We start from the raw sequence: 14,118 nt of genomic DNA on the forward strand, positions 1-14,118 counted from the left end.
CGGGCGGGCGGGTGCCCCACCAACGAGAACGCGACCCGCGGAGGACGTCTCCGGGGTCGCGCTGGGTGCTGCGATGGCTGGGGGCCGGTGTCAGCCGACCATGATGTTGTGGCGCTTGAGCCACGGGGCCGGGTTGATGGGGTTGTCCCCGCCGGTCGGGTGGATCTCGAGGTGGAGGTGCGAGCCGAACGAGTGGCCCGTGTTGCCGACGAGGCCCACCTGGTCACCCGGCATGACGGTGTCGCCGACGGCGACGTCGCGACGGCTCATGTGGCCGTACCAGGAGACGGTGCCGTCCCAGTAGCGGATCTCGACCTTGTTGCCGAAGCTGAAGACGTTGGCCGACAGGATGACCGTGCCCTTGGACATCGCGTAGATCGGGGTGCCGGTGGGGGCGCCGATGTCGAGGCCGTCGTGGGTCTTGCCCCAGCGGGGGCCGAAGCCGGAGGTCAGGGTGCCGGTGCGGATCGCCTTGACCCAGCGCTTGCCCTCGCGCTCGGCCTTGGCACGGGCCGCGGCCTCGGCGGCGGCCTTGCGGGCCGCGCTGCGGGCGGCGCGCTGCTTGGCCTCGACGCGACCGGCCAGGGCGGCCGTCTGCATCGCGGAGGCCTGGCGGCGCTGGGCGAGGTCGGTGGTGGTCGCCTCGTCGGCGGCCTGCTCGGTGCGAGCCAGGGCCGTCTGCTGGCCCGTGAGGTCGAAGGTGAGCGCCGAGGACGACTCCGCGACCGTCGCGCCGGTCGCCGTCACCACGAGGGCCACGGCCGCCGAGGTCGGCAGCACGAAGCTCGAGGAGAAGGCGCGGGGCAGGCGCGCACCACGGCTGGAGACGCGATGGCGTCCGGCGTAGTGGCGCCCCCGGTACGAAGAACTCACAGGGGGCATGACCTCAGGGGGAAGGGGTGGGGCGTTGTTGACTCGTCGACCACCGTACCGTGACCATTCCGTGACACAAACTTCGCGTCCGGTCGACGCGGAGGCGGTGCTTCGACAAACCTTGGTCAACCCCCGGTGACGTGCGGGTCCGTCGCTGGATGTGATGTGGGTCACAGACCAGCATGCGGAGTGTCTCGGTGGGGACGCGCGAACCCCATTCGTCACGCCAGTCACACGAGTCTCGCGTGACTCACTCGTCACGCGCGAGGAGGAGGACGCCCGAAGTCACGGTGGCGCCGTCGGTGTCGAGGAAGGCGAGCGCGGTGGAGATGCCGTGGACCACGTCGCGCATCATCGGCAGGGTGAGGTGGCCGGCACCGTGCAGGCGCACGTTGCTCGAGCGCAGGTCCGGGTGGCGCAGGGCGGCCGACCGCTGGGGCAGCACCGCCTCGTCGCTGTCGGACCAGTACGAGATGAAGCGGGTGCGGCACCCGCGGGCCGGCCGGGCGAGCTCGCGCAGCAGCCCGCTGCCGGGGCGCATCTGCTGCATGAGGCGGGTCGGCACCGCGTACGCCGCCCAGGTGCCCTCGTGCGGGGTGCCGAGGGTGACCAAAGTGTGCACCCGGGCGTCGCCGCCGAGCCGGGTGACGTAGTAGCGCCCGATGAGGCCGCCCAGGCTGTGCCCGATGACGTGGATCCGCTCGAAGCCGGTCTCCTCGACGACCCGCTCGACCTCCTCCGCCAGGCTCGCCGCGGCGGCGCGGACGTCGGTGGAGACCGTCGTGTAGTTCATCGCGAACACGTTGGTGAAGCCGCGGCGGGTGAGGCCTCGCCGCAGCAGGGTGAAGACCGAACGGTTGCTGACGATCCCGTGCACGAGCAGGATCGGCGTCCCCGCGGCCTCGACGTCGGAGACGATGAGGCCGCGCTGGACGGGCGGGAGGTGCTCGACGCGGTACGCGGGGGTCGCCCCGCGACCCCGCCCGCCGAGCAGGCCCAGGGGCCAGGTGGCCGCGTGGGCCGCCAGCCAGACCGCCTCGACCGCACCGCCGGCGATGACCGCGGGGTCGAGCGCGAAGCGGGCGGCGCCGCTCACCGCGCGCACGACAGAACGCGGCGAGGGCCGCGTCGGTGCGGTGGTCTCGTCGTGCGGAGCGGCTCTCGGCCGCGGTGACGACGCCATGGCGGGCCCACCCTACGTCCGCCACCGGCCCCTCGCGCGCGGCGTGTGACGCGATACCGCATGTCGGTCCGCGGCGGGGGCGACCGACCTCATGGAGTCGGTCAAGAACCCGTCAAGGGGCCTGAGCGGGGCGCCTGTGAGTTTCCTCAAGAAGCGGACCGCGGTCGGTAAAGAGTTGCTGTCCTTTGGTCAATTCTTCGCAAGAACTGTTGTGGCACACCGCAGTCGAGAGGGAGGTTTCCGGGTGGCCCGGACAACCCCGGGCCCATTTCACGAAGGAGAACCCGTGAACCGACTCACCAGCGGCCTCGCCCTCGGCGTGGCCGTCGCCGCGACTCTCGCGGCCGGCGTCCCCGCCGCCACCGCATCCGGGGTGCCGACCGCGACCAGCGCCGGCGCCTCGAACGACCGCTCCGCCCTCGGGCTCAGCTCGGACGAGCAGCTGGTCAAGCGCTCGGTCGTCACCGACCGTGACGGCACCACGCACACCCGGTACGACCGCACCTGGAAGGGACTGCGCGTCATCGGGGGCGACCTCGTCGTCGAGAAGTCCAAGAGCGGCGACGTGGAGCAGGTCCGCTACAACGCCGACCGCAAGGACGTCTCGGCCAAGACGACGTCCCCGGGCGTCGCGAAGCAGGAGGCCGTGGCGACCGGCGAGAAGCGGTCGAACGCCAAGGGCGAGAAGAGCGAGGGCGAGCTCGTCGTCTGGGCCGGCACGGGCACGCCGCGCCTGGCCTACGACGTCCTCACCACGGGGACCCTGGCCGACCAGACGCCGAGCCGGCTGCACACCATCGTCGACGCCGACACCGGCGAGGTCATCACCTCCTTCGACGAGGTCGTCAAGGGCACCGGCAACAGCCAGTACTCGGGCAGCGTCACCCTGAACTCCACCCAGAGCGGGTCGACCTGGCTGCTGAAGGACACCCTCGGCAACTACACGACCGACCTCAACGGGGCCACCTCCGGCACCGGCACGCAGTTCACCGACGCCGACAACATCTGGGGCAACGGCTCGACGACGAGCCGGCAGACCGCCGGTGTCGACGCGCAGTACGGCGCCGAGAAGACGTACGCGTACTACAACTCGGTCCTGGGCCGCGCCGGCATCTGGAACAACGGCACCGGCGCCCGCAGCCGGGTCCACTACGGCAACGCGTACGTCAACGCGTTCTGGGACGGCACCCAGATGACCTACGGCGACGGCTCGGGCAACCTCAAGCCGCTCACCTCCATCGACGTCGCCGCCCACGAGATGAGCCACGGCGTGACCGAGAACACCGCGGGCCTCGTCTACTCCGGTGACGCGGGTGGCCTCAACGAGGCGACCTCCGACATCTTCGGCACCGCCGTCGAGTGGTACGCCAACTCCGCCGCCGACCCGGGTGACTACCTCATCGGCGAGAAGATCGACATCAACGGCAACGGCACCCCGCTGCGCTACATGGACAAGCCGAGCAAGGACGGCGCGAGCCAGGACTGCTGGACCACCGGCACCAAGAACCTCGACCCGCACTACTCGTCCGGCCCGCTGAACCACTGGTTCTTCCTGGCCTCCGAGGGCTCGGGCGCCAAGACCATCAACGGCGTCGCCTACAACAGCCCCACGTGCAACGCCTCCACGGTCACCGGCGCCGGTCGCACCAACATCGAGAAGGTCTGGTACCGGACCCTGTCGACCAAGCTGACCTCCACCAGCACCTACGCCGCGGCCCGCAACGGCGCCATCGCGTCGGCCAAGGAGCTCTACGGCGCCACCTCGGCCACCTGCACCGCGGTCGAGTCCGCCTTCTCGGCGATCAGCGTCCCCGCCGGCTCCGAGACCTGTGGCACGACCCCGCCGCCCACCGGGGGCAACCTCCTGGGCAACCCCGGCTTCGAGTCGGGTGCGACGGTCTGGACCGGCACGGCGGGCCCGATCACCAACAACACCGGTCGCCCGGCCCGCACCGGATCGTGGAAGCTCTGGCTCGGCGGCAACGGCACCGCGGGCACCGAGACGGTGAACCAGAGCGTGGCCATCCCGGCCTCGGCCACGGCGGCGACCCTGTCGTTCTGGCTGCGCACCGACACCGCCGAGTCCGGCTCGACCGCGTACGACACCATGCGCGCGCAGGTCGTCGACGGCTCGACGGTGACCACGCTGGCGACCTACTCGAACGTGGCCCCCAACGCCACGTACACGCAGAAGTCGTTCAACCTCACCGCCTACAAGGGCAAGACGGTCACCATCCGCTTCACGATGACCGAGGACTCGAGCCTGCAGACGTCGTTCGTCGTCGACGACACCTCGCTCGCGACGAGCTGACCACCACCAGCCGTGGGCCGGCCCCTCCCCGGGGCCGGCCCACGCCTGTCTGTCCGCCCCGAAGGAGACCCCTCATGCGCACCCCCCGAGCCATCGCTCCCGTCCTCGCCGCGGCCCTCGCGGCCTCGGTCCTCACCGCCACGGCGCCCACGGCCACCGCCGCGAGCCCCGACATCCCGGTCGCGAACGTCCAGGCCCACCTGGCCCAGCTGCAGTCCATCGCCACCGCGAACGGCGGCAACCGCGGCACCGGCAAGCCCGGCTACCTCGCCTCGGTGAACTACGTGAAGGGCAAGCTCGAGGCCGCCGGCTTCACCACGACGACGCAGTCGTTCAGCACGAGCTCGGGCACCTCGTACAACCTCCTCGCCGAGCTCCCCGGTGGTGACCCCAACAGCGTCGTGATGATGGGGGCGCACCTCGACAGCGTGGCCAACGGCGCCGGCATCAACGACAACGGGTCCGGCTCGGCGGGCGTCCTCGAGGCCGCGCTGGCCTACGCCGCGAGCGGCCAGACCCCGCGCAACAAGGTCCGCGTCGGGTTCTGGGGTGCCGAGGAGCTGGGCCTGCTCGGCTCGAAGCACTACATGAGCAGCCTCTCGACCACCGAGAAGGACAAGATCGAGCTCTACCTCAACTACGACATGATCGGCTCGCCCAACCCCGGGTACTTCGTCTACGACGACAACCCCGTCGGCAACACCGCCCGCGACGAGCTGACCGCCTGGTACACGTCCAAGGGCATCCCGTGGGAGTACATCGACGTCCAGGGGCGCAGCGACCACGCGGCCTTCCGGTCCCACGGCATCGCGACCTCGGGGATCTTCAGCGGCGCCGAGACGGTGAAGACGAGCGCGCAGGCGCAGAAGTGGGGCGGCACGGCGGGCACCGCCTTCGACCGCTGCTACCACTCCTCCTGCGACTCGTCCTCGAACATCAACGTCACCGCGCTCGACCGCGGCGCGGACCTCATCGGGCACATGCTCTGGCTCTACGCCGCCAAGGACCTCGGCGGCACGACCCCGCCGCCCACCGGGGGCAACCTCCTCCAGAACGCCGGCTTCGAGTCCGGCGCGACGGTGTGGACCGGGACGAGCGGCCCCATCACGAGCAACTCCGGCCGCCCGGCCCGCAGCGGGTCCTGGAAGGCGTGGCTCGGCGGCAACGGGTCCGCCGGGACCGAGACGATCAACCAGTCGGTGGCGGTCCCGTCGTCGGCGACCGCGGCGACCCTGTCGTTCTGGCTGCGCACCGACACCGCCGAGTCCGGCTCGACCGCCTACGACACGATGCGCGCCCAGGTGGTCGACGGTTCGACGGTGACCACGCTCGCCACGTACTCCAACGTCGGCGCGAACGCGACCTACGCGCAGAAGTCGTTCGACCTCAGCGCCTGGAAGGGGAGGACGGTCACCATCCGGTTCACGATGACCGAGGACGCGAGCCTGCAGACCTCGTTCGTCCTCGACGACACCGCGCTCGCCACGAGCTGACCCGGGCACCCGCCGCCCTTCCATCGCGGCCTACCGCCTGGTACGTGGGGTGATCACCCCACGTACCAGGCGGTAGCACGTGCTCTGGTGCAGGAGGTCAGGGGCGGCAGAGGGTGCGCTGGTCCTGCGGCAGCTGGACGTCGTCGAGGAGGGAGCGCGCGGCCTGCGAGAGCGGGTCGCCCCCCTGCCCCTCGCCGAGGTCGTGGGTCGTCCCGTCGCGCTCGACGCTCGTGGCGATCCGGTCGTTGCCGGCGTTCAGCCCGGTGGTCGGCGGCGCGGCGGTGGCGAGCACCTGTGCGGTGCCGACCGGGACGGTGCAGTCGACCTCTCCGGCACGGGTCGTGCCGGTCACGTGGCCGTCGGCCCCGACCACGAGCACGTCCTGGAACCCCGCCACCCCGCCGACCCGGGCCAGCCGCACCCCGGAGGCCGCGCCGCTCGCCCCCGGCGACGACGTGGCACTCGCGCTCGGCGGGGTCGGTGAGGTGGAGGTCGTGCCCGGCGTGGGCGTCGATCCGCACGCGGCGGTCGCCAGCACGAGCGAGAGCGCGATGAGCGCGGCCCCCCTCGCACGGGGGGACCGGGCGCGGACCGGACCGGACGGCGGCGGGGGAGCGGACGGCATCGAGGTCACCCCGACACCCAACCACCGGTCGGCGGCGGGGGCGACCGCTCGGGGGTGAGATCGGTCCCACCGAGGGCTCCGGGGGAGACCGCACGTCCCGCACCCCGTTAGGCTCCCCAGCGGACCACTTCCCCTCCACCAGCAGATGAAGGACGGATCGCCCCGTGGATCTCTTCGAGTACCAGGCCCGTGACGTGTTCGAGAAGCACGGGGTGCCCGTGCTCGCCGGGGCCGTCGCCACGACCCCCGAGGAGGCCCGCGCGGCCGCGGAGCGCATCGGCGCCGCGAGCGGCGGGGTCACCGTCGTCAAGGCGCAGGTCAAGACCGGTGGCCGCGGCAAGGCCGGCGGCGTCAAGGTCGCCAAGACGGCCGAGGAGGCCGAGGAGCACGCCCGCGCCATCCTGGGCATGGACATCAAGGGCCACACGGTCCACCAGGTGATGATCGCCCAGGGCGCCCGCATCGCGGAGGAGTACTACTTCTCGATCCTGCTCGACCGCGCCAACCGCACCTACCTGGCCATGTGCTCGGTCGAGGGCGGCATGGACATCGAGACCCTCGCCGTCGAGCGCCCCGAGGCCCTCGCCCGCGTGGCCGTCGACCCGAACACCGGCATCGACGCCGCCAAGGCGCGCGAGATCGTCGAGACCGCCGGCTTCGACGCCGAGACCGCCGCGAAGATCGAGCCGGTCCTGCAGACCCTGTGGACCGTCTACCGCGACGAGGACGCCACGCTCGTCGAGGTCAACCCGCTCGTGAAGACCGAGGACGGCGACATCGTCGCTCTCGACGGCAAGGTCACCCTCGACGCCAACGCCCGCTTCCGCCACCCCGACCACGAGGCCCTCGAGGACAAGGCCGCCGCCGACCCGCTGGAGGCCGCGGCCAAGGAGAAGGACCTCAACTACGTCAAGCTCGACGGCTCCGTCGGAATCATCGGAAACGGCGCGGGGCTCGTCATGAGCACGCTCGACGTCGTCGCCTACGCCGGCGAGGAGTTCGGCGGCCAGAAGCCGGCCAACTTCCTCGACATCGGTGGCGGCGCCTCGGCCGAGGTCATGGCCAACGGGCTGCACATCATCCTCGGCGACGAGCAGGTGAAGTCGGTGTTCGTCAACGTCTTCGGCGGCATCACCTCCTGCGATGCCGTGGCGAACGGCATCGTCGGCGCGCTCGACGCCCTCGGGGACGAGGCGACCAAGCCGCTCGTCGTCCGCCTCGACGGGAACAACGTCGAGGAGGGCCGCCGCATCCTCGCCGAGCGCAACCACCCCCTCGTGAGCATCGAGGCGACGATGGATGGCGCCGCCCGCCGCGCCGCCGAGCTCGCCTCCCAGAACTGACCCAGAGCGCAAGAGAAGAGAGACACACACCCATGGCCATCTTCCTCAACGCCGACTCCAAGGTCATCGTCCAGGGCATGACCGGTTCCGAGGGCATGAAGCACACCCAGCGGATGCTGCGCAGCGGCACCGCGATCGTCGGTGGCGTCAACCCCCGCAAGGCCGGCACCACCGTCGAGTTCGAGGGCGGCGTCACCGTCCCCGTGTTCGGCTCCGTCGCCGAGGCCATCGAGGCCACCGGCGCGAACGTCTCGGTGATCTTCGTCCCCGCGCAGTTCACCAAGGCCGCCGCGGTCGAGGCGATCGACGCCGCCATCCCGCTCGCCGTCGTCATCACCGAGGGCGTCGCGGTCAAGGACACCGCCGAGTTCTACAACTACGCCAAGGACAAGGGCACGACCCGCATCGTCGGCCCGAACTGCCCCGGCCTCATCACCCCGGGCGTCGCGAACGCGGGCATCATCCCCGCCGACATCTCCGGCACCGGCCGCATCGGTCTGGTCTCCAAGTCGGGCACCCTGACCTACCAGATGATGTACGAGCTGCGGGACTTCGGCTTCTCCTCCGCCGTCGGCATCGGTGGCGACCCGGTCATCGGGACCACGCACATCGACTGCCTCGAGGCCTTCGAGAACGACCCCGACACCGACGCCATCGTCATGATCGGCGAGATCGGCGGCGACGCCGAGGAGCGGGCCGCGGCCTACATCCAGGAGCACGTCACCAAGCCGGTCGTCGGCTACGTTGCGGGCTTCACCGCCCCCGAGGGCAAGACCATGGGCCACGCCGGCGCCATCGTCTCGGGCTCCTCGGGCACGGCGCAGGCCAAGAAGGAGGGCCTCGAGGCCGCCGGGGTCAAGGTCGGCAAGACGCCGTCCGAGGCCGCCGACCTCATGCGCGAGATCATGCAGGGCCTCAACGCCTGACCGCCTGACACCCGCTCGACTCCAGTACGGCAACACGCCGACGCCCGACCCCGGACGTCGGCGTGTTGCCGTACTGAAGTGGTGACCGGGGAGGGCAAGAGGCTAACGAGCCTCCGAGGGTCGGCCGAACGGACCTGATGGCGCCCGCACCGGCGTGTGCTCGGGCGAGCGTGGGTCGCCCTCCCGCACACTGGAACCGATGACCGTCATCGACCGCCTTCGCGCCCACCTGCCGGGCTCCGACGACCCCGCGCCCGCCGAGGCGCACGTCGTCCCGGCTCCGCCGTGGTGGCGCGGAGTCGTCATCGGGCTCGTCACGGGGGTCGCGTCGCTCCTCCTCGTCGGCGCTCCGGTGGTGCTCGCCTGGCTCGTCGACCCGCTCTCGGTCGGCACCGCGTGGCAGGCCGCGGGCACCGGTGCGGCGCTGTGGTTCCTGATGTCGGGGGGCCACCTCCTCGCCGGCACCGCCCTGCTCTCGCTCGTGCCGCTCCTCGGCCTGGCGCTCCTCGTCCTCCTCGCCCGCGTCGGGGTCCGCGAGGCCATGGTCGACGTCTCCACCGACGGCGAGTACTGGGGCGGCGTGCTGCCCCGGCCCCTCGCCGCGGCCGTGGGCTCCTGGTGGGGCGGGTTCCTGCTCGCCCTCGCCGGCGCCATCGGCCTGACCACGGCCGGCCCCCTGCGCGTCGACCCGCTGTCGGTCGTCGTCCCCGCGGCCGTGCTGCCCCTGGCCGCGATCGCCCTCGCGCTGCGACCGGTCGTCCGCGACGACCCCGAGGTGCTCGGCCCGGCCCTCGACCTCCCCTGGCTGCCTGACGACGTCCGCCGCGGCGTGCGCCCCGGGCTCACCGGCGCGGCCGTCCTCCTCGGGGTGGGCGCGGCCGTCGTCGGCCTCGTCGTGGCGCTGGGCTGGTCGCGCGTCGCCACGATCTCCGGCGAGGTCGGCGCTCCCGGGCTCGGCACCCTCCTCCTCGGCGCCGCCCAGGCACTCTCCCTGCCCAACCTGTCGCTGTGGGCGGTGTCCTTCCTCGCCGGCCCCGGCTTCGAGGTCGTCGAGGGCGGCGCGGTCACGTGGTCCGGCTCCGAGGGTGGGCTGCTGCCGCTCGTCCCGGTGCTCGCCGCGCTGCCCCAGCCGGGGGAGTTCCCGTGGGTCACCGGCGCCTGCGTGCTGGTGGTCGTCGCGGTCGGCGGGTTCGTCGCCCGCCGCGCCCTCGGTGAGGTCGCCCGCCTGTCGCGGCTGCGCACCAAGCTCACCGTCGCCACGGTCGCCTGCGCGACCTGCGCCATCGCCCTCGGCCTGCTCGACGTCCTCGGCGGTGGCTCGGCCGGCCAGTTCCGCCTCTCCGACGTCGGGGTCCCCACGGCCGCCTTCGTCGTCGCCGTCTTCGGGTGGCTGATGGTGGGGGCGCTCGTCGTCGTCGTCCGCGATGCGTGGAGACTGCGCCGGTGACCCCTGCACTGCGCCTCGTCGTCCTCGTCTCCGGTTCCGGCACCAACCTCCAGGCCCTCCTCGACGCCCAGGCCGAGGGTGCGCCGATCAAGGTGGTCGCCGTCGGCGCCGACCGCGACGGCACCGGCGGGGTGGTCCGTGCCGCCCTGCGCAACGTCCCCACGTTCACGTGTCGCGTGCAGGACCACGACACCCGGGCCGACTGGGACGCCGCGATCACCCGGCTGGTGTCGGCCCAGGCGCCCGACCTCGTGGTGTCGGCCGGCTTCATGAAGGTCCTCGGGCCGGACTTCCTCGCCGCCCACAAGGTGGTCAACACCCACCCCGCCCTGCTTCCCAGCTTCCCCGGCGCCCACGGCGTCAGCGACGCGCTCGAGCACGGGGTCAAGGTCACCGGCTGCACCTGCCACTGGGTCGACGCCGGCGTCGACACCGGGCGGATCATCGAGCAGCGCGCGATCCGGGTCGAGGACGGTGACACCGTCGAGAGCCTCCACGAGCGGATCAAGGTCGAGGAGCGGGCGATGCTCGTCGAGGTGCTGTCCCGCCTCGCGGCCGACCGCACTTGGCGGACCACCTGACCCCAGGCCCCCCCGCCGGACCTGCGAGGATCGGCGCCGTGGCCCTGCACCCCGCCGACCTCCCCGCCGCCGCCGTCGACTTCCTGCGCGAGCGGCACCTCGCCACGCTGACGACCCTGCGCGCCGACGGCTCACCGCACGTGGTCCCGGTGGGGTTCACCTGGGACGCCGAGGCGCTGGTGGCCCGCGTCATCACCAGCCGCGGCAGCGTCAAGGCCCGCAACGCGCGCGCCGGGTCCCGCGCCGCCCTCGGCCAGGTCGACCGCCGCCGGTGGCTCACCCTCGAGGGCCCGACCCGCGTCCTCGAGGACGCGGCCGCCGTGCGTGACGCGGAGGAGCGGTACGCCGGGCGCTACCGCGTGCCGCGCCCCAACCCCGAGCGGGTGGTGCTCGTCATCGAGGTCGACCGCGTCCTCGGCGCCTCGTGGCCCGACCCGCTCCCGCCCTCGCCGTACGCCACCTGAGGACGCGCGCGGCCGATTTCCGCGCCGCCACCGGCCCCGGTAGCCTCGTCGCAGACGACTGGCGCGGGTGGTGCACCACCGGGAAGTCACACGTCGGGACATCGCCCGCCTGGGTGTCCCGCAGCGTGTCACCGACCCCGAGGAGTCCCCCATGGCCGCCGTCACCGCCCCCGGACCGTCGCAGGACGTCCGTCCCGTGCGCCGCGCGCTCGTGTCCGTCTACGACAAGACCGGGCTCGAGGACCTCGTCCGCGGCCTCCACGACGCCGGCGTGGCCCTGGTCTCCACCGGAGGGAGCGCCGCGCTCATCGAGTCGCTCGGCCTGCCGGTGACCAAGGTCGAGGACCTCACCGGCTTCCCCGAGTGCCTCGAGGGACGCGTGAAGACCCTGCACCCGCGCGTGCACGCCGGCATCCTCGCCGACACCCGCAAGCCCGACCACGTGGCCCAGCTCGCCGACCTCGGGGTCGAGGCGTTCGAGCTCGTCGTCGTCAACCTGTACCCCTTCGCCGACACCGTCGCCTCGGGCGCCAGCCCGGACGAGTGCGTCGAGCAGATCGACATCGGTGGTCCGTCGATGGTGCGAGCCGCCGCCAAGAACCACCCCAGCGTCGCCGTGGTCACCGACCCGTCCACGTACGCGGCCGTCCTCGAGGCCGTCGCGAGCGGCGGGTTCACCCTGGAGCAGCGCAAGCGCCTGGCGGCCGAGGCGTTCGTCCACACCGCCACCTACGACGTGCACGTGGCCTCGTGGATGGGCAACGCCTACGTCGACACCACCGACGGCACCGGCTTCCCGGCGTGGGTCGGCGCCACCTGGACCAAGACCTCCACGCTCCGGTACGGCGAGAACCCGCACCAGCGGGCAGCGCTGTACAGCAACGGTTTCCAGCCGCAGCCGGCCCTGGCCCAGGCGACCCAGCTGCACGGCAAGGAGATGTCGTACAACAACTTCGTCGACGCCGACGCCGCCGTGCGCGCCGCCCACGACCACGGCGACGAGCCGACCGTGGCCGTCATCAAGCACGCCAACCCGTGCGGCATCGCCGTCGGGTCCGACGTCGCCGACGCCCACCGCAAGGCCCACGCCTGCGACCCCGTCTCGGCGTTCGGCGGCATCATCGCCACCAACCGCCCCGTGACGGGCGAGATGGCCCGCACGGTCGCCGACATCTTCACCGAGGTCGTCGTGGCGCCAGGCTTCGAGCCCGAGGCCCTCGAGGTCCTCACCGCGAAGAAGAACATCCGCCTGCTCGAGTGCGCGGCACCGAACCGGCGGGGCGCCGAGATCCGGCCGATCGGTGGCGGCCTCCTCATGCAGGTCCGCGACGCGGTCGACGCCGAGGTCCGTGACGACGAGGGCACCCTCACCGGGGGTGACGACGCGTCCGCGTGGCGCCTCGTGGCCGGTGAGGCCGCCGACGAGGCCACGCTCGCCGACCTCCAGTTCGCCTGGCGGGCCGTGCGCGCGGTGAAGTCGAACGCCATCCTCCTCGCCCGCGGCGGCGCGTCGGTCGGCATCGGGATGGGCCAGGTCAACCGGGTCGACTCGTGCCACCTCGCCGTGACGCGCGCCGGCGAGGAGCGGGCGCGCGGCGCCGTCGCCTCCTCCGACGCGTTCTTCCCCTTCGCCGACGGCCTCCAGGTGCTCCTCGATGCCGGGGTGCGGGCCGTCGTCGCCCCCGGCGGGTCGATGCGCGACGCCGAGGTCGTCGCCGCGGCCGAGGCAGCCGGCGCCACGCTCTACTTCACCGGCACCCGCCACTTCGCCCACTGACGCCCCTCAGGGGGTGCGGTGGCGGCCTTCGGGGACCTGGGGCCGGATGCGGTGCAGCACCCACTCGAGCGGGCCGGTGCCCCACCAGCGGTCGAGCGCCCAGCAGGTCGCCACGACCACGGCCGTGGTCCCGAGGAGGATCGGCCAGGTGTCGTCCGGCAGGTCCCGCCCACGCACGAGGGAGATCGCCGCGAGCGCGACGATCTGCACCGTGTACGCGGTGAGGGCCAGCCGTCCCGTGGCCAGCAGCGGGCCGAGCGCCCGGCCGGCGGGGCGGTGGCCGACCTGGTCGTCGACGACGAACGAGGCGACGACGACCGACGCCGCGAGCAGCGTCGCGCCGAGCACCTCGGCGGTGGTGCCCGAGTACGCGGCAGCACCGTCCGCGGTGGTGCCCCCGACGAGGTAGACCGCCCCCGAGGCCACCACGAGCACGCCCGCGACGGCCCACCCGAACGGTCCGCGCCCGACCCGCCGCACGATGGCGGCGAGCGCGAGACCGCCCAGCGCCATCGGGACGAAGGAGGTGAGCCGGTACGACGACCCCGTGGCCAACCACTGCGAGAGGTCCGACCACCAGCCGGGCCAGGGGGTGCCTGCGGCCGCGGCGGCCGGACCCGCCTCGCGTGCGCGCTCCGTGACCAGCGGCCCGAGCACCGCGCCTCCCGCGGCCAGCCCGAGGGTGAGCACCGGAGCCCGGTGCAGCAGGAGGGCCAGCGGTGCGAGCACGAGGACGAGCAGCCCCAGGTAGGGCAGCACGACGACGATCTGCCCGTACAGCAGCTGGAGGACGAGCCCGAGGACCACGAGGACCAGCCCGCGCTGGAGGTTGGCGACGAGGAAGGGGATGACCCCCGGGTGCCGCCGGTCGAGCTGAACCCCCATGGCGACCCCGATGACGACCGCGAACAGCGGCGCCGTCAGGTACTCGCTGACGTCGAACAGCCCGCCCACCGGCGACAGGTGGGCGACGAGCATCGACACCACCGCGAGACCCCGCGCGAGGTCGAGCCCGGCGAGCCGGGCGGTGCGGGGGGTCGGCGCCATGGCGACAGTGTGCCGTCGCGTCGGCGCCCTCGCGCGCAGGCCCGCGGG

General features: G+C 72.8%; 12 protein-coding genes. 8 read left to right on the forward strand and 4 right to left on the reverse strand.

Translation table 11 applies throughout. The features are described from left to right. Positions 1-90: 90 nt before the first annotated feature. Both ACFLFB_RS05285 and ACFLFB_RS05290 read right to left on the reverse strand, forming a co-directional pair. On the reverse strand, positions 91-780 hold the full coding sequence (locus ACFLFB_RS05285) for a M23 family metallopeptidase (RefSeq protein WP_392544658.1): 690 nt from the start codon (positions 778-780) through the stop codon (positions 91-93). Between the two features lie 343 nt (positions 781-1,123). Further along, positions 1,124-1,969, reverse strand: coding sequence for an esterase/lipase family protein (locus tag ACFLFB_RS05290; protein WP_392544659.1), 846 nt, complete (start codon positions 1,967-1,969; stop codon positions 1,124-1,126). A gap of 373 nt (positions 1,970-2,342) precedes the next feature. Here ACFLFB_RS05290 and ACFLFB_RS05295 point away from each other — a divergent pair, with 373 nt between their 5' ends. Then, a complete protein-coding gene (locus ACFLFB_RS05295; protein WP_392544660.1) occupies positions 2,343-4,367 on the forward strand; it encodes a M4 family metallopeptidase in 2,025 nt (674 codons plus the stop codon). 74 nt (positions 4,368-4,441) lie between these two features. Next, on the forward strand, positions 4,442-5,860 hold the full coding sequence (locus tag ACFLFB_RS05300) for a M20/M25/M40 family metallo-hydrolase (protein ID WP_392544661.1): 1,419 nt from the start codon (positions 4,442-4,444) through the stop codon (positions 5,858-5,860). A gap of 97 nt (positions 5,861-5,957) precedes the next feature. Here ACFLFB_RS05300 and ACFLFB_RS05305 read toward each other — a convergent pair whose 3' ends face one another. Then, complete coding sequence (locus tag ACFLFB_RS05305) at positions 5,958-6,494, reverse strand: hypothetical protein (protein ID WP_392544662.1); 537 nt, start codon at positions 6,492-6,494, stop codon at positions 5,958-5,960. Positions 6,495-6,649: 155 nt separating this feature from the next. Between ACFLFB_RS05305 and sucC the strand changes: the two genes are divergently transcribed. From sucC to purH, 6 genes are all read left to right on the forward strand, one after another. After that, entirely contained in the window at positions 6,650-7,828 is a 1,179-nt protein-coding gene (gene sucC, locus ACFLFB_RS05310; protein ID WP_392544663.1) for an ADP-forming succinate--CoA ligase subunit beta, read from the forward strand. 32 nt (positions 7,829-7,860) lie between these two features. Further along, the gene (sucD, locus tag ACFLFB_RS05315; protein ID WP_392544664.1) at positions 7,861-8,754 is read left to right on the forward strand and encodes a succinate--CoA ligase subunit alpha; all 894 of its coding nucleotides are present in this window, start codon (positions 7,861-7,863) and stop codon (positions 8,752-8,754) included. A 199-nt stretch (positions 8,755-8,953) separates the two neighbouring features. Next, entirely contained in the window at positions 8,954-10,201 is a 1,248-nt protein-coding gene (locus ACFLFB_RS05320; protein ID WP_392544665.1) for a DUF6350 family protein, read from the forward strand. Positions 10,202-10,209: 8 nt separating this feature from the next. Then, positions 10,210-10,782: a phosphoribosylglycinamide formyltransferase gene (gene purN, locus ACFLFB_RS05325; protein ID WP_392545387.1), complete on the forward strand. Its 573-nt coding sequence runs from the start codon at positions 10,210-10,212 to the stop codon at positions 10,780-10,782. Positions 10,783-10,820: 38 nt separating this feature from the next. Further along, the gene (locus tag ACFLFB_RS05330) at positions 10,821-11,246 is read left to right on the forward strand and encodes a PPOX class F420-dependent oxidoreductase (RefSeq protein ID WP_392544666.1); all 426 of its coding nucleotides are present in this window, start codon (positions 10,821-10,823) and stop codon (positions 11,244-11,246) included. Between the two features lie 151 nt (positions 11,247-11,397). Then, complete coding sequence (purH, locus tag ACFLFB_RS05335) at positions 11,398-13,023, forward strand: bifunctional phosphoribosylaminoimidazolecarboxamide formyltransferase/IMP cyclohydrolase (RefSeq protein WP_392544667.1); 1,626 nt, start codon at positions 11,398-11,400, stop codon at positions 13,021-13,023. Positions 13,024-13,029: 6 nt separating this feature from the next. Here purH and ACFLFB_RS05340 read toward each other — a convergent pair whose 3' ends face one another. After that, a complete protein-coding gene (locus tag ACFLFB_RS05340; protein ID WP_392544668.1) occupies positions 13,030-14,070 on the reverse strand; it encodes an acyltransferase family protein in 1,041 nt (346 codons plus the stop codon). Between the last annotated feature and the right edge of the window lie 48 nt (positions 14,071-14,118).

It is taken from the genome of Oryzobacter telluris, assembly GCF_043099285.1.
Classification (GTDB): domain Bacteria; phylum Actinomycetota; class Actinomycetes; order Actinomycetales; family Dermatophilaceae; genus Oryzobacter; species Oryzobacter telluris.